17 protein-coding genes are annotated in these 21,654 nt (G+C 42.3%); 2 read left to right on the top strand and 15 right to left on the bottom strand.

Translation table 11 applies throughout. From position 1 onward, the window contains the following. Window positions 1-62 precede the first annotated feature (62 nt). The 6 genes from ACM0OX_RS28855 to ACM0OX_RS28830 all read right to left on the bottom strand — a co-directional run bounded on the left by ACM0OX_RS28855 (window position 63) and on the right by ACM0OX_RS28830 (window position 8,563). Window positions 63-2,210: an ABC transporter substrate-binding protein gene (locus ACM0OX_RS28855; protein WP_414518429.1), complete on the bottom strand. Its 2,148-nt coding sequence runs from the start codon at window positions 2,208-2,210 to the stop codon at window positions 63-65. Beyond that, entirely contained in the window at window positions 2,207-3,679 is a 1,473-nt protein-coding gene (locus tag ACM0OX_RS28850; protein ID WP_414518427.1) for a hypothetical protein, read from the bottom strand. Before ACM0OX_RS28850 ends, ACM0OX_RS28855 begins: the two co-directional genes overlap by 4 nt. Next, window positions 3,666-4,601 (bottom strand): AAA family ATPase, encoded by a 936-nt coding sequence (locus tag ACM0OX_RS28845; RefSeq protein WP_414518426.1) that lies wholly within the window; start codon window positions 4,599-4,601, stop codon window positions 3,666-3,668. Before ACM0OX_RS28845 ends, ACM0OX_RS28850 begins: the two co-directional genes overlap by 14 nt. Then, on the bottom strand, window positions 4,586-5,350 hold the full coding sequence (locus tag ACM0OX_RS28840) for a hypothetical protein (protein WP_414518425.1): 765 nt from the start codon (window positions 5,348-5,350) through the stop codon (window positions 4,586-4,588). The genes ACM0OX_RS28845 and ACM0OX_RS28840 overlap by 16 nt, the downstream gene beginning before the upstream one ends. Window positions 5,351-5,799: 449 nt before the next feature. Further along, the gene (locus tag ACM0OX_RS28835) at window positions 5,800-6,480 is read right to left on the bottom strand and encodes a hypothetical protein (RefSeq protein WP_414518424.1); all 681 of its coding nucleotides are present in this window, start codon (window positions 6,478-6,480) and stop codon (window positions 5,800-5,802) included. Window positions 6,481-6,574: 94 nt separating this feature from the next. Next, window positions 6,575-8,563 (bottom strand): heavy metal translocating P-type ATPase, encoded by a 1,989-nt coding sequence (locus ACM0OX_RS28830; protein ID WP_414518423.1) that lies wholly within the window; start codon window positions 8,561-8,563, stop codon window positions 6,575-6,577. A gap of 575 nt (window positions 8,564-9,138) precedes the next feature. On the opposite strand from ACM0OX_RS28830, the gene ACM0OX_RS28825 reads away from it, so the two are divergent. Next, the gene (locus tag ACM0OX_RS28825; protein ID WP_414518422.1) at window positions 9,139-9,519 is read left to right on the top strand and encodes a hypothetical protein; all 381 of its coding nucleotides are present in this window, start codon (window positions 9,139-9,141) and stop codon (window positions 9,517-9,519) included. Between the two features lie 231 nt (window positions 9,520-9,750). Here the strand turns inward: ACM0OX_RS28825 and ACM0OX_RS28820 are convergent, their stop codons facing one another. The 9 genes from ACM0OX_RS28820 to psaK all read right to left on the bottom strand — a co-directional run bounded on the left by ACM0OX_RS28820 (window position 9,751) and on the right by psaK (window position 20,801). Further along, window positions 9,751-12,426 carry a DEAD/DEAH box helicase gene (locus ACM0OX_RS28820; protein WP_414518421.1) on the bottom strand — a complete coding sequence of 892 codons (2,676 nt, stop codon included), beginning with the start codon at window positions 12,424-12,426 and terminating at the stop codon, window positions 9,751-9,753. A gap of 105 nt (window positions 12,427-12,531) precedes the next feature. Beyond that, window positions 12,532-13,350 (bottom strand): pyrroline-5-carboxylate reductase, encoded by an 819-nt coding sequence (gene proC / locus ACM0OX_RS28815; RefSeq protein ID WP_414518420.1) that lies wholly within the window; start codon window positions 13,348-13,350, stop codon window positions 12,532-12,534. 106 nt (window positions 13,351-13,456) lie between these two features. Beyond that, window positions 13,457-14,062, bottom strand: coding sequence for a cell division protein SepF (locus ACM0OX_RS28810; protein ID WP_414518418.1), 606 nt, complete (start codon window positions 14,060-14,062; stop codon window positions 13,457-13,459). Between the two features lie 367 nt (window positions 14,063-14,429). Further along, window positions 14,430-15,098 carry a YggS family pyridoxal phosphate-dependent enzyme gene (locus ACM0OX_RS28805; protein ID WP_414518417.1) on the bottom strand — a complete coding sequence of 223 codons (669 nt, stop codon included), beginning with the start codon at window positions 15,096-15,098 and terminating at the stop codon, window positions 14,430-14,432. After that, window positions 15,095-15,373 carry a transcriptional coactivator PipX gene (gene pipX / locus ACM0OX_RS28800; protein WP_069068710.1) on the bottom strand — a complete coding sequence of 93 codons (279 nt, stop codon included), beginning with the start codon at window positions 15,371-15,373 and terminating at the stop codon, window positions 15,095-15,097. Before pipX ends, ACM0OX_RS28805 begins: the two co-directional genes overlap by 4 nt. A gap of 859 nt (window positions 15,374-16,232) precedes the next feature. Further along, complete coding sequence (locus ACM0OX_RS28795) at window positions 16,233-17,150, bottom strand: energy-coupling factor transporter transmembrane protein EcfT (protein ID WP_322684505.1); 918 nt, start codon at window positions 17,148-17,150, stop codon at window positions 16,233-16,235. 166 nt (window positions 17,151-17,316) lie between these two features. After that, complete coding sequence (gene der, locus ACM0OX_RS28790) at window positions 17,317-18,687, bottom strand: ribosome biogenesis GTPase Der (RefSeq protein ID WP_414518416.1); 1,371 nt, start codon at window positions 18,685-18,687, stop codon at window positions 17,317-17,319. 323 nt (window positions 18,688-19,010) lie between these two features. Continuing rightward, on the bottom strand, window positions 19,011-20,207 hold the full coding sequence (locus tag ACM0OX_RS28785) for a site-2 protease family protein (protein WP_414518414.1): 1,197 nt from the start codon (window positions 20,205-20,207) through the stop codon (window positions 19,011-19,013). Window positions 20,208-20,546: 339 nt separating this feature from the next. Next, complete coding sequence (gene psaK / locus ACM0OX_RS28780; protein ID WP_414518412.1) at window positions 20,547-20,801, bottom strand: photosystem I reaction center subunit PsaK; 255 nt, start codon at window positions 20,799-20,801, stop codon at window positions 20,547-20,549. A 121-nt stretch (window positions 20,802-20,922) separates the two neighbouring features. Between psaK and ACM0OX_RS28775 the strand changes: the two genes are divergently transcribed. After that, window positions 20,923-21,567, top strand: a complete 645-nt coding sequence (locus ACM0OX_RS28775) for a phosphoribosylanthranilate isomerase (protein WP_414518411.1) — start codon at window positions 20,923-20,925, stop codon at window positions 21,565-21,567. Window positions 21,568-21,654: the final 87 nt, after the last annotated feature.

Below are 21,654 nucleotides of genomic sequence, written 5' to 3'. Positions count from 1 at the left end.
GCCTTCCCTTACAAGGCTTCCAACAAACAATCTGTGAAAGCATTATATCGTTTGCGTTGTGCTTAAGGTTGAATCGGCACAAACTCATAGTTGTCAGTGCCAGGTATTTGTTGAACTTTGACTAAGAAGATGGCATTATTTGTGCGATCGCCTGATGGTGAAAACTGAATCTTTCCCGTTGCACCATCAACTGAAAAACTCGGACTATGCAACACCTTTTGTAATTCATTGCGTTTGTTGGTTCGTTGTAAACCTGCGATGATCGCCAAAGTTGCATCATAAGCCGTAGCTGTTCGCCAATTGACAGTTGCACCCCAAAGTTTTTGGGCTTTTTGCGGAAAGATGTTATTAGGAAATGCTGCGGGATACCAAGGTGCAGAGATTATCAGTCCGTTGATACCTCTGCCCTCCTTTAAGGTTTCGTTAGTGAAAAGTGTAGGACTACCAAATACAGTCAACTGCCCTTGATTAGATTGTGCCACCGCTAGACCTTGCTTTATTTTGTCTATATAAAGACCTAACACTAAGGCATTAGCACCGCTACGTATAGCTTGAGAAATGACAACACTAGGGTTAAAGTCACGGGCAGAAATATTGCACTCTGTAGAATTAATCTGACCGCCAGCAGCTTTTATCGCTTTAACAAACTCATCGTTAAACGACTGATTATCTATCCCTTGGTAATCAACACAGATAAGAAAATTGGTTTTACCCGCTATTTTAATGGCGTAATTAGAGACGCTATCTGCTATGGATTTAACACTAGGAGCAGTGCGGAAGATATAATTGCCAACCCTGTCAAGGTTTTGGGCATAACTGGTGGGAGAGATCATCACTAACCCGTATTTTTGATAGACTGGGGCTGCTGAGAGAGAAGCATTACTAGAGTTATGTCCTACGACAGCTAAGATGCTGGTATCTTTGCCAAACCGAGTGGCAAGCTGTGCAGATTCACTTGAATCATTATCATCATTAGCGATCGCTACCTCCAAAGCTTTGCCATTGATACCGCCACTGCTATTCACCTCATCTTGAGCTTGAGCCACACCGCGCAGTATCTCTTTTGCTACATTTGGATTTGTCCCAATAGGTACACTCACAGCAATTTTAAGCCGATCTCCTTTCTGACGAGCCTTAGCATTATTCAAGTAAATCAATGCTTCTGGGTCTGTGATGTTAGCTTTGCGATATGAATTTAACTTATCAACAACAAGCTGACAATTACCTTCTAAAAATGCTTTAACTCCAGCTTCTTTATCTGGGTTTGTATCTTGTTTTAATAAAATTTCTTCACCCAGGCTAATTCTGTCATTCAAACTATAGGTCTCTTTAGGACATAATGAGTTTTGTGGAAGTTGAGATGTATGAAATCGAAAAAGGTATATTCCTGTGCCTCCAATAAGCATTCCTAGAGCTAATATAGATAAAAATAATAGTGATGAAATTCTACTTCTTTTTAGCGCGTTTTTATGGTTAGCGACTTGCTCGAATAGCTCTGGAAGATTTGCTTTTATCTTATCGGGAATAGGTAAATCAACCCCGGCAACCCGTATTTTATTTTCTCCGTCTAAGATTTCGCTAATTTGATCTGTTGCAGCTTCCAAATTGCCACGGGCTAACTTTCCCATTCCGCGTGCATAACTGAGTAAAGGATCGAATTCAGCTAATGGTTGTGCAAATGTTTCTGTTAATGAGAAGATTCTTATCAGTTCTGCTTCATTATTAAAATCCAATTTATCAAATTCCAATGCCAATTCATGAGCTACCTTATTAGGCTGTGTGTATGCTAAAGCTGTCCACTGCTGGGTTAGAGCAAAATCTTGAATATCTGGATCTTTACTTTCAAGTTTTGGCCTTACATAGTCGAGTAAAAAGTTTGATAATTCATTAATCCGCTGTTGACCAAATTTTTTATCTTCCTGCAAACGACTCAACAACAGATTTCGTACTGTTAAATCCATCTCGTATAGTTCATATCCGACTTCATTACACAAGCTTGAAACCAGCAAATCTGCTACTGCTACCCAAGGGATACATAACACTTGGTCATCAATATCCCGTTGGAACTGAACCCATAGACGATACAACAAATCTGGTGTGAGTGCTAAGGGAAAAGCAGCATGATATGCTAAATACAGATGAGCTTTGCCGAGTTTTGCAAAAGACTCAATGCGTTGCTTCGCAATTTCTTCAAGTCTAATCTTGCTCATATTATTTGCCTCTCAAAGTTAGCAAAGCGTCCACGCAGTACAGCAATAGCATCTTGTAAACCTTGGTGGCTAAATTCAAACATGGGGACAAAATGGGCAATTTCTGCGGCTGTTGTACCAAGCCAACGCTTTCTTGGCATAGGATTAAGCCAAGCAACATAACGCACCCGTTGTTTTATTTGGGCAATAAATTGTTGAGTTAATTCGTAGCGTTCGTCGCTATATCTGCCACGAACAGCACCAGCATCACTAAAAATCAATACAGCAGTTCTATTTGAGCAAATATGGGTAACAATATTAGTGATTAATTCTGCTTGCTGATGATGGGGGTCGTGGTAAAGATATTCAATAGGGCAATTGTGAAAGTAGTAAATTCCAGATTTGCCCAAACGTCCGCCACGCAAGGCAGTTTCAGCCAACCGCCGTGATAGTGAGTGAAAAGGCACCATTGAACCATCTTGGTCAATCAGTAAGAGTAATTCTGATTTATTCACTCGACGCGGTATGAATACAGGTTCAAGCAATAAACCTTGGCATCCAATCTGGTGAATAGTTGCTGCCATATCTAACTCTATTTTTGGCCCTTCACGTACTGGGTGGCGCAAGTAACGCCAAATTTGTTTCATTTGTCGCTCGGTTACAGGCAAATACTCGCTAGTCAAAATGAGGCGGCTGGAAACAATTTCTTCATTTCTGCTGGTAGTTTCCAGCACTGCTTTGACTGCTTGTACCTCATCTTCTATGGTCTGGGTCAATTTTGCAGCCAGAGATGAATTAGTTGTAATGGGGGTTACTTGTGGAGAGGTACTTTCAGCAATGCGCTGTTGATTATTTCGCCTAACTAACCACCTAAAAATCATGGCTGTAACTAATAAAAAACTCCAAAAAAGCCAATCTGAATGGTTTGGATTTGGGCTTGGGTTTGAGTTCGGCTTTCGTGTTGTAGTTGGCTGGGCTGTCGGGTTTGTAGTTGGTTTTGTGGTTGGCAATAGTATTGGATCTTGAATTGGTGTTTGAATTGGTATTAGTGTTTGAATTAGTTTTGATGTTTGACTTGGTATTAGTGTTTGAATTAGTTCTGATGTTTGACTTGGTATTAGTTTTTCAATTGGCTTTTGTGAAAAGAATCCAGCACCCAAGCCAATAGTAACTCCTACAATTCCTAAAATCAGGTAGCGGATAATTGGGGAAATTTTATGTTGTTCGGATTGTGTATGCAATATTTCCGCAGTTGGCAATGCAGGGTCATTAGCTATTACCAGTTCAAAATAATCTTCAAATAGCTTCTTTTCTTGTGATGATTTAACCCACAAAATCTCACACAGACGTTTCAAAGCAGCTTGGTCATTAATTCCAAAGCCTGCTTGCATCGCTTGCAAAACTAACTGATACTCCTCTATGCCAAGTGGTAAGCCAGCATCGCACAGTTTGGTAAACAGTTCCAGCAGAGGCAAATCATTCACATCCACGGCTTTGTCTCAAATAACGTAAATGATCATCCCACCTTTTCAGCAACACGCCAGCATAAGGTATCTTGCCATCCAGTTTTGCTAGAGCTTCATCTTCAGGATAACGGCGCAGAACGCGAAACCAATCAATTAATTCGCTAGTGCTGACCTTTTTGCCAGCCTCCCCCTTGTCTTCTTGCATTTTCTCCCGCAGACGCCAGAAGCTATCTATGGCTTGCTTCACCAAAGCTTCGGGTGAAGTAGGAAACAGAGCATTAACAATTTCTATTAATCGCTCACGACTTGGAAATTCCACATAGTGAAACAAACATCGACGCAAGAAGGCATCCGGTAAATCCTTCTCATCATTACTGGTGATTAAAACAATTGGTGCTGCTTTGGCCTCAATTTCTTGTCCTGTTTCCTCCACAGTGAATCGTTTTTGGTCTAATTCCAATAGCAAATCATTAGGAAAATCAATATCAGCTTTATCAATTTCATCAATTAACACTACCCTGCGCTGCTGTTGCTGAAATGCTCGTCCTAATGGCCCCCAGCGTACATAGCTAGTCGGGTCATCAATTCGCAGAATTTGTTCTGGTGTTAGGCGATTGGAGGTTGCAAGTTGGGCATCACGCAACCGTCCCACGGCATCGTAAATATACAAACCATCCCGCGCTCGACTAGTGGATTTAACATACCAAGCTTCTAATTTCAAATCTAGCTCGTAGGCAACTGCACTTGCCAGTAAAGTCTTCCCACATCCTGGTTCTCCCTTCAGTAGTAAGGGGCGTTCTAAGTAAATCGCCAAATTCACCGCTTCTACCAGTTCGGGGTTAGGAAAATAGGGATATAAAAGCTGTCCGTTCACGCCTCTTTCTCCTAACTGTGGCTGAACTTTACCTGTATATTCCAAAAGTTTTCCACCTACGGCTTGAACCATATTTGCTCCCATTCACAATTAGACAAGCGACAAATTTCTTGTAAGGCGGGTTCTGGAATGCCATTCTCACTTTTTTGAAGTATGTCACGTACTGCTTCATCTACCTCTACCTCTGTTGCGAAGTCGATTAACAGTTCCTCGGCTTCATACTTTATCCAAGTAACTAGCTCATTTTCGGAAAATTCGGTAATCATAGGTAGCTTAATAGGGGTATCCGGTTCCCAATCTGGGTTGAGTTGCTCTGCAAAAGAAATATTCCAACTGCCCACACAGCCCTCATTGTCAACCAAAAACATGAATAGCTGGAATTGATTGGTTTGTCTAGTAGTCTCCCTAGCTTTAGTCACCAATGGAAACCAGAACTTAAGGATCATTTCTTGCAAAAAAGCTTCAGACAGGTGATTCACATTGTCAAAAATCAGCAAGATGGTTTGAGTTCGCGACCATTTATACACTCTTTCTATAATTTCTGAGTTTGAGCTTCCCCAACCAAGACCGACCCCATAGCTAAGTTCACGCCATAGTGCAGCAACATCACTTCTACGGGCAATGCGGGTAAGGTTAATCACCACTCTCTTAGCGTTAACGTTATTGCTAACATACTTTGACACCAACCGATTCAATAACCAGCCTTGTCCATACCACAGTGAGCCATGAATCAGGAAAGCTGCTACAGAATGAGCTTTAATAAATTGTCGGAATGCTCCCGTCTGAGTTTGATATCCCAATTTCAATAAAGCACGATACACCCTTCCACTAGATAAAGCTTGTTCTAGTGCATCAAGCTGTTGAGTGAGTTCGTTGAGTTGTGTTTCTGTTTGTTCAATTTCCTTTTCGAGCTGGAAACGAGTGGCAGTGCTTGCCTAGATTGCACAAGCACACCGTAGTTTTTTTTCCTTCTCTATCAGTAAGTTACGCTGCTGTTCTAATGCTTGGCGTCTACGCTCTAAGTACTGTTCATCGGACATTCAATTACTTTTTTAGTGAATAATCTTTACTCAAAAGGAGTAGCCAGAATGTTGATGTAGCAATCTGAGCGATCGCCTTTTGTTTCAATAGCTGAAACATCATTCTGACGATAGATATAACTTATGTAGTTTCTTATAAAAGTAATTTACCACTTCCAGACCTAGTATAAAAATCTGGTTTAGATAGTCCGCTTTTGCATAAGCCAGCAAATTAGATGTTTAGCAGCCAATCATTGCTCACTAGGATTCAATACAACGATAATTTCTGCTAGCCTAATTCCCAAAGGTTTCCAGTGGGGATTGGTGGAGGAAAAAGTACTATCTCCTAACACTGATCGGTAGTCATTGGGGAACTTTTCATAAGCATTGGAAGCAGCGTTTACTCGTAAAATGAGTTTGCCTTGATAACGGGATAATTTACTACTATCCAACAAGATAGTACCGCCGTAATCCCACTCCAATCCATAGAGTTTAAAGTTACCTAACTTCTTGCGTAATTCGCTTAATGGGGTTCCAATACCAATACCTTCGCGGGTTCTCCAAGCTGAACCCAAGTTACGCACATCTAAAGGTTTGGTACGAGTATTATCACTCCAAACTACTAGCAGTGATCGCCCCTGATTTAGATTTAACTGAGTAGCTGCAAAAGTACCTATTCCTTCAGCACCAGAGATAGTTTTATCAACGAGGCGGGATGCACCAAACAGTTTGACTAAATCCTGCTTGGTGGTTTTGCGTGTGATTGGCCCCACTCGTTCCCCAGGAATAATTAAGGTATCTTTTAAGGGTTGCGATTTAGCAACAGTAATTGGGTGATTGATTTTCTGGGGTAGTGCAAAGGCTGGGTTTGCCGAATAGTTTAGCAGTAAAGCTAAAGTAGCTGTAGCAATGCCTTTGATTGATGAATTCATGGGTTCCATTTGGGGTAGCAGAATATGAGTGAAAAGTACTCATAGTTTAACTACTACAATTTCCCAATTATAGATTCCCGATTTTTTAAAACTTTTATTTCATCGCTCTAGTTGCGTTTAAAATTGCTAGCATTGCTACTCCTACATCAGCAAAAACAGCTTCCCACATTGTTGCTATCCCGAAAATACCCAATCCAATAAATACACCTTTAATTGCTAACGCAAACCCAATATTTTGCCAAACAATTTTGCGAGTTTTTCTGGCGATTTGGATTGCTTCTGCCACTTTCGATGGTGCATCTGTCACGATTACAATATCGGCAGTTTCGATCGCTGCATCTGAGCCTAATCCACCCATTGCCATACCAACATCTGCTCTAGCAATCACTGGCGCATCATTAATTCCATCCCCAACAAAGGCAACTTTACCATGCTTGCCAGCGGTGCTGAGTAACTTCTCAATGGCATTAACTTTTTCTTCGGGTAATAATTCTGCTTCATAGGTATCTATGCCTAGCTGTTCAGCAATGTGGGAAGCGATCGCTTGATTATCTCCTGTCAACATTACTGTTCTCTCTACACCCATGCGCTTGAGTGCTTGAATAGCAAGTCTTGCATCTTCTTTGAGTTCATCAGCAATGACAATATAGCCAGCGTAAATATTATCTACTGCTAGATGAATCACTGTTCCTTCTAACTGGCAATTATCGTGAGAAATCTTCTCTCTATGTAATAGGCGATCGCTTCCTGCTATCACTACCCTATTTTCAATTTTGGCTCGAATTCCATAACCTGCTATTTCTTCATAATCTCCGATCTCAAATTCATCAATTTTTCCACCATAAGCCTTGCAGATAGATTGAGCGATGGGATGATTTGAGTGCGATTCTACTTTGGCAGCTAATAGCAGCAGTTCTTGTTCATTCCAGCCATTTAATGGGACTATTTCTACTACTTTGAATACCCCTTTGGTTAACGTTCCAGTTTTATCAAAAACAACTGTATTAACTGCATTTAAAGTATCTAAAAAAGTAGAGCCTTTAACCAAAATACCACGTTTAGCTGCACCTCCTACACCTCCAAAGTAACCTAATGGAATACTAATAACGAGTCCACATGGACAGGAGATAACTAGTAAAATTAAGGCACGATAAACCCATTCAGAAGAAGTCGCACCCGAAATGAATAAAGGAGGTAATATTGCAACTGCTAGAGATGTAAAAACTACGATTGGTGTATAATATCGGGCAAATTTAGTAATAAACTTTTCTGTTGCTGCTTTTTTACTTTTGGCATTTTGCACCAAGTCTAAAATCTTGGCGATGGAAGATTCATCAAATAGTTTTGTGACTCTAATAACGAGCGCACCTATTTTATTGATCGTCCCAGCAAAAACTGTTTCTCCAATTCTTACCGTTCGCGGTACAGATTCTCCAGTTAATGCAGATGTATCAACTTGCGAATTACCATCTATAATTTCGCCATCTAAGGGAATCTTTTCTCCTGGCTTGACAACGATAATATCGCCAATATTTACTGTTTCTGGCGATACTTTCTTCAGTTCTCCTTCTATTTGGATATTTGCATAGTCCGGGCGGATTTCCAATAATGATTTGATCGAATTACGGGAACGACTGACGGCAATATCTTGAAACAATTCTCCAATTTTATAAAATAACATGACCCCGACAGCTTCAGGTAATTTATGAATTGCGATCGCTCCTAATGTTGCTACCGTCATTAAAAAGGTTTCATCAAATATTCTACCTCTAACTATATTGCGTCCAGCAGTTTTTAAAACACTCCATCCACTTAATAAATAAGCAGGAATGAAAAGCAGATATTCTCCTATTGAGTAGAATGTATTGTGTAATTGATTTTCAAAAATTACACCAGGCGCATATAAACTTAAAATTGCTACTAAAGGCAATATCTCATTTTTGAGATTGAATTCTCCCCCGTGTTCGTGATTGTGGTCATGGTTATGATTCTCATCATGATTATGAACATGGTTATGATTCTCGTGATGGTCATGTTCACAACTGTAACAATCTGAAGATTCTGAATGTACTTTATGCTTCATTTTTTCTATGTAGGCTAGTAAATTAATTGAGATATGAGCCTTTTTTTTAATGTAATGAAAAAAAGAAGTTTTTACAAGTTAATATTTTAAGAACGAGAATCTATCTCAAATTTATTGCTAAATACATACACTATCTTTTGGTTAAAATTAAGATTTATAATCTTGTAAAGATAGCCATAGCGGCTTTCAATTGTATAGAATTATGATCGGATATACTTTTTGTTGGTAGTGAGTAATTTATTGCTCTGTATAAGAATTTAAACGGCTAGAGCCGCTAATTACTAGCTCTAATTGAATTAAGCTCTTATACTTACATCAAGCAAATAATAACCGTCTTGGAATATACAGCAGATTTAAATTTGCTGAATTACATAACGTTGCGTCTAAAAGCTATACATCAAGCCTGTTTGATTGCTGAATTATAATGTAGTAAATAATTTCTGGTCGAGCTGGTGTAGAGATGGAACTTTCTTAGGTAACAAGTGTCTATCTAGCTATTCTCAGGGAAAATTCACTTGAAGTTTGAAAGTTAATCGAATACCCTAATCTAGTAGACAATTTTCTCAAGGAAATCTATGAACAAAAAAATTCTTCTGAATTTGCTTTCCAGTTCCTCAATTTTTGTGTCGATGATGTCTACGCTGGTGGCATTTCATCCTGCCCATGCTAGTGGTAGCATTACACAGAGATTACTGCACACACAAGATGGTCGTACCTGTATCACTAACCCACATGGTGGACAAGATTTTGTATGCATTCGAGATTCGGAGAGAAAACGTCCGTATACCTCTAAAAGTGCCTCCACAATTGTCACATCAGTATCAGATCGGAACGTTGCAATGTTGAACTTTACTGAAGAGGAAAGTGACGCTGCAATTAGGGTATTTGGCTGCGACTGTCCATTATGTATAAATTCTTTGCGTCAGTTGCAGGGTACTGGAAACTTGGTGTACTAAGATTGAATAGCGCTGATAGCGACTATAACTTTTGTTAGATACACGCGATCAACACGCATAAAAAATATACGAAACCAAAAAAGCATTTTTAACTACGTACCACTACTATTATTTGGCCAAATGTAAATTAATTATTGGGGCGATTTGTAGGGGCAACTCATGGATTGCCCCTACAGCGTCTTTTATGTAAGTGCTGAGAGAAAAAGACGCACGGAAATTGCCACTTCCTATTTATTCAACCACCTCATTCACAGGGAATCTATCAATCAACTGCATCGCCCGATAGGCATTACGCAAGAAAGAGTCTGGCAAATGGGGAATGTGGGGTATCTGCGACAATAAATCCAAAGTTCGGCGTAAAATTCTCACTACATCGCCTTCATCCAAGGTAGTGTTCTCGCAGAGTTCAATCCACTCCATTCCCAGCGCCCATTGTTCGACTATGGCAATTAACTCAAATTCCAACCATATCGGCAGCGCTACGTTATAGCGCCGTTGTCGTTGGAACATTTGGTGGCGAATTCCCCGCAATTTTTTCAAGGCTTCTGCCACTTCATTACTAAGGTCAAAATTAACCTTGCTATCTGGACGGGGCGTTTCCATCACCAAAGCCGCTGCTGCTGCTGCTAAATGATGCGGATCTAAATTGTCCAATTCACCGCTAGCGAATACTAAGCCCAGCCACAATTCATTTTCCCCTCGAATGGCGGCAGCGATTTGCCCTAATCGTGTGGGGACTAAGTTATCCAAAGCGTCAAAATGTTGCAGAATGGCGATTAAATTGAGAAATTCTTCCCAATGACGTTGTGACTGTTGCTCTACTTGCCCTTGCAACTGTTCGAGTTCGGCTTCTAGTTCGACATAGCGGGCCCGGCGTTTAAAAAGCGTTGCAGCATTGCCTGATTGATGTAGGGGATGAGCTTCTAATTGCTCTTGAACAGCGGTAACGTGACTGAGTTGTTCTGCTACTTCTGGTGCTAGATGCAAAGATTCTATCGGATTGGGAATACGCACAGCGATCGCAAAGCTTTCTTCGTTACCACGGCGCGATTGTCCTGGCTTCAAAGGCATCTCTGGCGGTGGTAATACATCAGGCGGCACTTCAATTCGCGGCAGTTCGGCATACAAATCGACTACATCCCCTGTAGTTCCCACATACCAGCGGTTATCGTGCCCCAAGCATACCAAGTAAGGAGCTTGACCAGAACCAGGTGATTTTCCCACTAAAACTGCCGTTACCGGGGAAGACACCATGATATTTTTGCCCTTGAGACTCAACAGAGTTCCTGACACTGCAAAGCCCAACATCATCACCAATTCCTCTTGGCGGTTTTCCTGTGCTTGCTCTTGCAAGGTTTTCAATATCTGGCGTTCCACCTTCAGGCGTTGCCGCAATTTTTCATAAACAGCCAGTTCATTTTCATTAACCGCGGCGATTTGCTCATGAAGTTGAGCTAATTGGGTTTGCAATTCGGCAATCTCATCGTATTCTGGCCGTAAATGCAAGGTCGCCATGTACTGCCCAAAACTGCGCTCTATCAGTTCCCTAGTTTGTTCTAGGGTATGGGTTTGCAGCAAGTTGAGTACCATGCCATAACTGGGCGTAAACTGGCTTACTAGAGGGTCTGGCTTGGATGTTCCCAAATAGGCGGCTTCTTTGGCTCCTTCAAAGGGAGTTTGGACTGTCACTACATGACCTTGTTTATCCATCCCCCGGCGGCCTGCTCGTCCCGCCATTTGCAAAAATTCGGAAGCGTTTAACAGGCGGTGTCCAGTGTCGGTACGCTTGGAAAGTGTAGAAATTACCGTTGTCCGGGCGGGCATATTAATTCCCGCTGCTAGTGTCTCGGTGGCGAATACGACTTTAATCAGCCCTTGCTGAAATAGTTCTTCTACCAGTGCTTTCCAAGCAGGTAAAATCCCCGCGTGGTGAGCAGCAATTCCTCGGTACAGGGGTGCAATTTGGCCAGAACGCCCTGCTTCGGGATTACGGGCTAAAAAGTCATCAATCTGTTCGCGTAAAATTTGGGACTCTTCACTATTTACCAGCCATAAATCTCCCACTTCCGCCACTGCTTTATCACATCCCCGGCGGCTGAAGATAAAGTAAATTGCTGGTAGCATATCCCGTTGTTCTAACTGGCTCAAGGTATAAATTATACCCGGAGCTTCAGGTCTACCATTTCTTCCCCTATCCCTTTCTCCCCCTTTGCCCTTTTTCTTCTGAAGTCGGGGGTTAATTTTGGTTTTGCTATCATTTAGCAGGGGGAATAAACCTTTAGGATTGCAAAAGTGAAATTCTAAGGGGACTGGGCGAAAATCGGAGTAAATCAGATCAGTTGGGCCGTGAACGCGATTTAGCCAGTCAGTGAGTTGATCGCTATTGGCAACCGTTGCTGAGAGGGCTGCCAGTTGCACTTCACGGGGACAATAGATGATTGATTCTTCCCAAACAGTACCGCGCTGGCGATCGTTCATGTAGTGGCACTCATCAAGTATCACCGCTTCAACGTCTACTAATGAGATGCCAATTTGCCCAATGGGTGTGCCATAGAGCATATTTCGGAAAATTTCTGTGGTCATCACCAAAATCGGTGCATCTCTGTTAATGGAAGCATCTCCAGTTAACAGCCCGACTCGATCGAACCCGAATTTCTCTCGAAAGTCACGTAATTTTTGATTCGACAGCGCCTTCAGGGGAGTAGTATAAAATACGCGTTTTCCTCGCGCTAGGGCGCGATAAATGGCGTATTCCCCAACTAATGTTTTGCCCGAACCTGTGGGGGCACATACGACTACGGAGCGTCCAGCGTTCAGGGACGCGATCGCTTCTTTTTGAAACTGATCCAGTTCAAAGGGAAATATAAACCCTAAGTCAAGTTCTGGAGACGGTGCAGGATAATTCACTCAATCACATTTGCAACCAGATTGTTTACTATACTAACGAGTCTTTTGTCAACTTCGTTAGGTTATGAGTTATGAGTTTTAACTCATAACTCATAACTCATAACTTTATTTTCCCAGCTCTTGCGATCGCTCTGTGGCAGCTTTGACTGCTTCAATTAAAGCGGAACGAAATCCTGCCTGTTCTAGCTTGGCAATCCCCGCAATGGTTGTACCGCCGGGGCTGGTAACACGATCTTTGAGTTCTGCTGGGTGCATTTTGGTTTCCTGCAACAGTTTCGCTGTTCCCAGTACGGTTTGCAAGGCTAGTTGATTGGCAATTACTCTAGGTAAACCTGCGGCGACTCCACCATCTGCAAGTGCTTCTACCATGAGCGCCACGTAAGCGGGGCCGCTACCAGATAGCCCTGTGACTGCATCCATCAGCGCTTCTGAAACTTCTACGACTTCACCCACAGCAGAAAAAACTTGCTGTGCTATTTGGTAATGCTTGGCATTGGTATATGCACCTAAACAAATCGCGGTAACTCCTGCTCCCACTGTTGCCGGGGTGTTGGGCATTGCTCTAATCACTGGCAATTGCACAAATGCAGCTTCTAGCTGACTTAAGGGCACACCCGCCAAAATAGAAATGATGAGAGGTGAATGTTCTCTATTAAGAATATCAATATCTGCTAATTCTTGAGCGATCGCGCTAAATACTTGGGGTTTCACTGCCAAAAATAGAACTTCTTTTGCTTCAGTGAAAACCTGGCTATTATCTGTCGTCACAGCAACACCGTATTGCTGCTTTAAAAAATCTAAGCGTGAAGATAGCGGTTCGCTAACTATGACTTCTGATGATTGATAAATTCCACGCGCGATAAGGCGGGATAAGAGCGCTTCTCCCATTACCCCACCACCAATTAAGCCAAATTTTATAGTCATTAGTCATTAGTCATTGGTCATTAGTCATTAGTCGTTTGTCATTTGTCACCATGAGCAAAACCCAGGACAAATGACAAAGGACAAAGGACTAACTACTAATTTAACTTTATTGTGCCATCCGGTTAGTTTCGTTGCCCCAGCTTTGATTTGGAGTACCTGTTGTCGGACGGGAAGGACGTACTGGTGGTTGTGGTACTTCATGAAGAACGCCACCTTGGGTACTAACTTGGACACAACTTGGTGTAAACAAAAAGATGCTCTCTCCGATGCGCTCTTGATGTCCATCTAGTGCGTAAGTACCACCTGCAACAAAATCTACTGCTCGTTGAGCTTGATCTGGGTCCATGATTGTCAGATTTAATACCACTGACTTGCGTTCGCGCAACGCTTGAATTGCCTGGGGCATTTCTTCAAAGGTGCGTGGTTCGAGTACTAAAACTTCCGAAATTCCGTTAATTGCTCCTGGCATACCAATCACATTCCCCATTGGCTTTGAACCTGCTGTCATATCATCTCCCATTGTAGGCACTGGTTCCCGCCAGCGTCGATTTTGAGCGGCTGGACTCTCTTGTGGTGCTGGCTGGGGATTTTCTTGCTGATACAGATTTTGATAATTATTATTATCTGTTTCTGGTTCTTCTTCGTAATACTCGTATTCTACTTGCTCATTTAGACCCACAAAGTCTCTGAGTTTGGAAAAAATGTTGTTCATTGTGTGTGTACTCTCCTGGTGCGAATAGCCTGTATTGACTTGGCTGAGGATTAGTTGAAATAGGAGCGCTCGCTACATCGGTGGATACTTCCGCAACTGTATTGCTAGTTGTAGCCCATACTACGGGTTTTGGCGATGAACTGACACTTATTGGAAAGGTCTGTGCATCGCCTAAACATAATAATGAGTAAAGATTATATCCTACGGTTTATCCGAAGGAAACTTCTTTATACCCCATTTTCCCTTGGCGATTGCTCTTGTCAATACTATATCCTTTGTTTCCGATTGCACCAGTCTGTTACAAAATTCTTGTCAACAAATCCTTAGCTTCTATTAATACTGCCCTGCAAGGCTGATGATTAATCGGCTAAGAGCGATCGCCAAACAAGATTGTTCCTAATCGTACCATCGTTGCGCCTGCTTGCACTGCCAGTTCGTAGTCGCCTGACATACCCATAGATAGGTGCTGCATTTTAATATGCGACCAGTTTTGCTCCTGGATTTCTTTGGCTAGCTCACGATTGCGATTAAACACACTGAGAATTTCAGAATCATTTAATCCTGAAGGCGGAATTGTCATCAAACCTTGAATTTGTAAACTTTTGTATTGATTGAGTGTGGGTAAATCAGCCAAAAGTTCTGGCACACTCCAACCAGACTTGTTGGGGTCAGGGAGAATTTTCACTTGCAGGCAAACCTGGGGACTCACTCCTAGCTGTTGCGCCAATTGGTCTAAGCGCTGTGCCAGCTTCAAATTATCCACGGAGTGAATCCAAGGAAAATGCTCGATGGCTTTTTTGGCTTTATTGCTTTGCAAATGTCCAATAAAGTGCCAGGTAATATCCGGTAAGTCTTGCAACTCGGCTTGTTTGCTGGCAGCTTCTTGGATACGACTTTCCCCGAAATCACGAATTCCTGCGTTGTATGCAGACCGAATGGCCTGGGCAGAAACTTGCTTGCTAACAGCAATCAATTTGACTGAAGTTGGCAGTGAGGAACGAATAGTAACAATACGTTCGGAAATCGAACTGTTCATTGGAAGGTGCGCTGGAAAACACTCTGAAGCTGATCGTACTCCTGAGAATGCCCACTGCGCCGCAGGGTACGTAAGCGATTTTCCAACATCATCCTCGCCTCAGTACGTCCTAGAGACTGGAATTTAACACCTTTAACGTCATTTGCCACCAAAAAAAATAAGCGCTGGGCATAAAGTGTGGTGAACAAATCCTGGTTCTCATCAACCATACAGATTTTGTAGAGTAAACCCCAAGTTGGATGGTTTATGTAAGTTTCTGCGTTTTCTGGATTCATTTAAGAGTCAAGGTGTAGTCAAGGTGGAAGTATATATATCTTTTCGCAGTGAATTCCAAACATTCAGACGATAATACCAACATTCGCCAGAATATTTGGTTAAAATGCGAAGCTGCGGTTACGAAGACCTTGATCTAGTTCCTAATGGGCAGATGAAGCTAGTGGTAGTGAAGCGCAATGGTACAACAGAAGCCGCGAAGCGTAGATTCAAAGAGTAGAGGCTGTTTGACAAGTATCACCATCTGCTTTGGTGACTTCAATTTAGCAATCTGTAGGGACAAGGCACAAAATATTCCCGATCCTCTGGTTGAAAGTTCGACGTGGGAAGGAAAAACACCCTTTTAAATTCCCAACGGCAACAGCGAATTTTTCAACTTCTTTCCATACTGCCACAACTGTCGCTGAATGGCACAAAATTGGGGAGTAGGGATTGGGTACTGGAAAGAAAACTATCATTTATGCAAAAGGTCTATTGATTATCCAGTATTTTCAATGGTGGAATTGGTGTCTGAGCATTGTGCAGAGATTCATAAGGGTACTCGGTCAAAAATCTTAAGATTAATTTGTAGTGTTCGCGCAACGCTGGTTAATACCTAAAATCTACAGGAAATGTTAGGGGATCAATTTTATGGCTGGGTTAGCTATTCAAATTACCCTACCATATTGTTACCTATAGCTCAATACTATTCGGTTAAGGCAAGAGACGCGATGAATCGCCGTCTCTACAATAATCAGTCTTTGGTAGAGACGGCGATTTAATTTTTTACTTCTGACTCCTGTTAGCGCAGCCCATTCTGACTACTGAATTCTGACTCCTGAATTATGCTGTATTACCTCTTACCATTTTCTCAGTGCAAAATTACGCCTGAGTTCCTATAGCTAGTCGTATTCCCCAGAATAAGATTAAAGTTGCGATCGCCAGCCAGTCACGCCCTTTTAATCTTAAATCGTGCCACTGGACTCGATGCTCATTGGGACTGGTAAAACCCCGCACCATCATGGCATTCGCCATTTGGTCGGCTCGTAAGAGCAGATTTTCTAAAAGTCTCTCTGCGACTGTCATCCAAACCTTGAATGCTCCTTTTAATCCCAGCTTTTTCCAATTAATTGCCCTTGTCATTACGGAGCGAAATAAGTTTTGCACTTCTTCTAAAACTAAGGGAATGAAGCGCAAGGACAAGGTTAAAGTTAAAGCAATTTCTGTGACAGGCAACTTGAAGCGTCGTAAGGGTTGCATTAGGCTTTCTATGCCAGATGTGATTTCTTCTGGTGCGGTTGTCAGCAGATAGAGGTTGGTACTGTAAATGACAGTAAATATAAGTGTACTCAGGCGTACTGCCAAACTCAAGGAGTAGCGAGTTACTTTAACCGGGCCTTTGTGAAATAGTACGTAGCTGTATGCTTTTTTCTCGGCTGGTGGCTCTTGAATATTATTAGAGAATGCTTGCTGGGTTAAGATTTGTTCATTAGCCGGCAGACGTGACTGATAATCTACACCCAGACCATCAGGACTGATGGCTGCGATCGCTAGCACAAAAAACGATAGCATTAATAGCCAACCCATTTGCTGCTGCCATACGCGTCGAGGAATTCTGGCAATCAAGGTGGCAATAATCAAAATTACCACCAGCAGCACCCGCCAAAAGTTGTTGGCCAAAACATAGCTTGTTAAAAAGCTCATCAACCACGCGAACTTGACTCGCGGATCGATTTTATGCAGCCAAGTTTGGGGTTGTTCTAAATAAAGTCCAAGTGGCAGCGATCGCAATAAATCCATTTTAGAGTTATAGAGTTAGGAGTTAGGAGTGAGGAGTTAGGAGTTTTGACTTTAACTCATAACTTTCAGCTTGTACCGCTATCAAACTCAAGTCGATAGGGTTCTATAGTTAGCAATTTTGACTTTAACTCATAACTCCTAACTCATAACTCCTAACTCCTAACTCCTAACTTATTTTGACGCGAGTTGCTCTATTAACATTACCACTTTCGGCATCACGGACTTTCTTGCTCCGCCACAGTAAAATAATTGGCGTGCCTTTAAATCCTAGCTGTTGCCTAAATTGCCGTTCAATGTAGCGGCGGTAGTTGTCGTTGAAGCGTTTCGAGTCGTTGACAAATAGAGCGATCGTTGGTGGTTGGCTACTGACTTGTGTACCATAATAAATCTTGCCCTGACGCCCACCACGGGATGCCGGCGGTGAATGCCAACTGACGGCATCTGTTAAAACTTCATTAATTACTGATGTGCTGACACGGCGTTTGTGTGATTCCGCCGCCGTTTTCACCAATTCTAAAATCTTTTCTACCCGTTGTCCTGACAAGGCACTTACAAAAATTGTTTCTGCCCATTCGGTAAAATGTAACCGTGATTGCAGAGTTTTTTCGTAGTCGTAAATTGTGTAAGAGTCTTTTTCGACAGCATCCCACTTATTAACGACGATGATGCAAGCTCGACCTTCTTCAATAATCCGCCCAGCTAATTTTTGGTCTTGCTCAGTGACTCCATCTACGGCATCTATTACTAATAAAACCACGTCAGCGCGACGAATCGCTTTGAAAGCCCGGTTAATACTAAAAAATTCTGTGCCGTATTCGATGTGTTTCTTTTTGCGAATGCCGGCGGTGTCAATCAAGCGGTAGGTTTGTCCTTCCCGTTCAATGACAGTATCAATAGCATCGCGGGTAGTGCCGGAAATGGGGCTGACAATTGCCCTTTCTTCCCCGACAAAAGAATTGAGTAAGCTCGATTTGCCGACATTCGGGCGTCCCACAATTGCTACTTTGATTTCATTCGTGTCTGGAATGTCTTCAATAGCAGGGATGTGATTAACTAACTCGTCGAGTAATTCTCCTGTGCCACTGCCATGAATCGCGGAGATGGGGTAAGGTTCGCCCAATCCCAATTCCCAAAAGTCGGCAGCTTGCATTAAGCCTTGTTCTGGGGATTCACATTTATTTACAGCTAGTAGCACAGGTAAGGGTTGTTGGCGCATCCATTCGGCGATTTCTAAATCTGCTGATGTGGGGCCTGTTTGACCATCGACGACAAAAATAGCGCCACATGCTTCTGCAAGGGCTGTCATTGCCTGTTGACGAATCAGTGGTAAAAATTCGGTATCATCATTAAAAACTAAACCACCAGTGTCCACCACTAAAAATTCGCGACCATTCCAGAAAGCTGGAAGATAAGTGCGATCGCGTGTCACTCCCGGTTCATCATGGACAATCGCCGTTTGTTCCCCGGCGAGTCGATTAACCAGGGTGGATTTGCCCACATTTGGGCGTCCGATAATTGCAACAATTGGCAGTGCCATAAAACCAGGGTAAGTGAGAGGTGTAGTATATCACGTTCCTACATTTTACTCACTTTAAACTTGAAATTTTAATAATTTCCCAATCATCTGAGGCGATGTCTACGATGGTCACTGAGCGCAGCCGTACCACTTCGTGGAAGCAAGCTACGCGGAGCGTCTCGTAGAGAAGTGTGGGCTGTTTGGTAGTACCATACTTTCAAAAATAAAAAAGGTAGGAAATCCTACCTTTTACCCAAAAAAAGCATTTTGTAACCAAATACCAAATTCAATATCACACACGCTTTTGACGTATCTATTGCAAACCTATGACGAAAGTGTGACGTTTAATTTGTAGCTGATTTCGCGATTACTCCCAATTGCAACCCAGGCGGATAGCTACCTTCTTCCTTGATGCGCTTAATTTCAGCATCGCTTATCTGTAAATTTAACTTTTGTGCTAGCGATCGCACAATATCTCCCCGATCGATTACACCAGCAACAGCACCAGCCGGAGAAAGGACGGTAATTCTCGGTAACTGCTCATTTTCTAGCTTGTTAATGACCTCAGCGATCGCTGTTGATTCTGCAACGGTAGGTATTTCTGTCAGTGGATGCACTATGCTGTGTAAAGTTTCGGTTTCCCATTGACCTCTTTGGGTTAAACGGAAATCGTCAATGGAAACTAGACCCCGGTAACGTCCATCAGAAGCAGCAAAATAAACCTGTGAGGGAGTGGTTTCTAAGAGGTATAAATCAGCAAAGGAACGTAATGTCTGGTCAGCATCAATTACCCGAAAGTCACGAGTCATCGCATCGGCTGCCACCACCTTGAGTAGGCTTTCTTGCAATGTAGTCATGTTGTCATAGGTGTTAGCGTTGCGGACAGCAAACCAACCCAACAGCGCAATCCACAAGCCAACTACTAACTCTCTGGTGACAAAATCTACAACAAATCCTAAAGCGATCGCAGCATAACCCAATATTTGCCCAGCCCTTGCAGCCCAGTGTACGGCTTGAAAACGATTACCTGTGATTTGCCACAGTGCTGCTTTTAACACTTGCCCCCCATCTAGAGGTAAGCCGGGAATCAGGTTAAATAGAGCTACCACTAAGTTGATTCTCGCCAAATCTCCAACCATGACACTGAGAGGATTAGTATCAGGTATTATAAAAGCTGCTAGACGGAGCAGGACAAATAGGATGATACTCACCAAAGGGCCAGCGATCGCTACTTGAAAGGCTTTGAAAGGAGTTTTAGATTCTTCTTCAATGGCAGCAATCCCGCCAAACATAAATAAGGTAATTGAATTAACTCTAATGCCTTGCGATCGGGCTACCAAGCTATGACCCAATTCATGTAACAAGACTGAACCGAATAGCAGCAGTGCCATAACTATTCCAGCACTCCAAGCTATAACAGGCCCCCATTCCTGGTAAGCTACCCCAAAATTCAGGGTTGCCAACCCTAAAATCACAAACCATAACGGGTCTAAAAACAGGGGAATTCCAAATAATGACCCAATTCTCCAATTTGTTTGCATTACACTGCCCTAAAACTAGATATCGCCAGTACTTTTTATACCGAGATACTATGCATATTCGTATACACATTTATATTGAGCATCAATTCGGTACTAACAAGTGACGAAATGCCCTTATTTCTAGAATAGACAATTAATGCCTGTGAGCAAAACTCTGGAATTGAGAATTGGGCATGAGGTTAGGGTAAAGGTGAGAGGTAACAGGTGACAGGGAATAATCTATACCCTTTACCCTGTAACCTATTCCCTTCTTCACCCCCTACTCCCCCTGCCCAAAATCATTTTTAGGAGTTTTGCATTGATAGCGGGGTTACAAGTAACACCTCTGTCATCACAAAACTATAGACGACCGATGTTAGTCAATCCTAAAACGATACCAATGCCAATAATATGGCCAAAAGCCATAGCAGCAGCGAATGTGGGAATACTAATTGGCAGGATAGGGAACTTGGGGCCAACTAGGGGTTTTTCAATCTTAGTACTTAGTAAAACCATTACTAAGCTGCTGATGCTGATGATGATTCCTACTGTGGGATTCCACACAGGTGTAGGGGGAACAGATGCAGCTACTGCTAGTAAAATAGAGGAAATCAAGCTTTTGTCTCCTGAATGGAAAAGTTAATGTAGACCTACAAGATTATAAAATTACAAGGCCCAAAAATTTTTTAGATAGTTTAGACTTTTCTGATAATTAGTTTAAATTTGTTAAATATTCATGCGCGTTAAGATTTGCGGCATTACTGAACCACAGCAGTCTATAGCGATCGCCTCTCTAGGCGCAACGGCACTAGGATTTATTTGTGTGCCAAACTCACCTCGTTACGTGACTACATCCCAAATTCGGGCAGCAGTGGCAGAACTCCCAAAAAATATTGACACAATTGGGGTTTTTGCCAACGCTAGTATCGCTGAAATCAGTCAGATAATTGCTGATTCTGGATTGACTGGTGTGCAGTTACACGGAGATGAATCACCAGATTTTTGCTACCAATTGCGTCAAACTTTACCTAATATTGAAATTATTAAAGCACTGAGAATTCGTAGTCTTGAGCATCTTGACACAGCAAATAATTACACGAAAGACGTGGATACTTTGCTACTTGATGCCTACCATCCGCAACAACTGGGTGGTACAGGCAAAACTTTAGATTGGACGATGCTAGAACAATTTAACCCCAATTGTCCTTGGCTTTTAGCAGGAGGATTAACAGCCGATAATATTGTGCAAGCCCTAAATCAAGTTAATCCTAGCGGCGTTGATTTATCTAGTGGTGTAGAACGTACACCAGGAGATAAGGATTTAGATAAAGTAGCACTCCTATTTCATAGTCTCAAGAATATTGAGTTACTTAGAAGTTAGGAGTCATCAGTTGTGAATTAACTCCTAACTCTTAACTCCTAACTCCTAACTCCTAACTCCTAACTCCTAACTCCTAACTCCTAACTC

Source organism: Nostoc sp. PCC 9305 (assembly GCF_963920915.1).
GTDB lineage: Bacteria > Cyanobacteriota > Cyanobacteriia > Cyanobacteriales > Nostocaceae > Nostoc.
The sequence above is the reverse complement of the archived record's forward strand: the minus strand, read 5'-3'. Positions and strand labels throughout refer to the sequence as shown.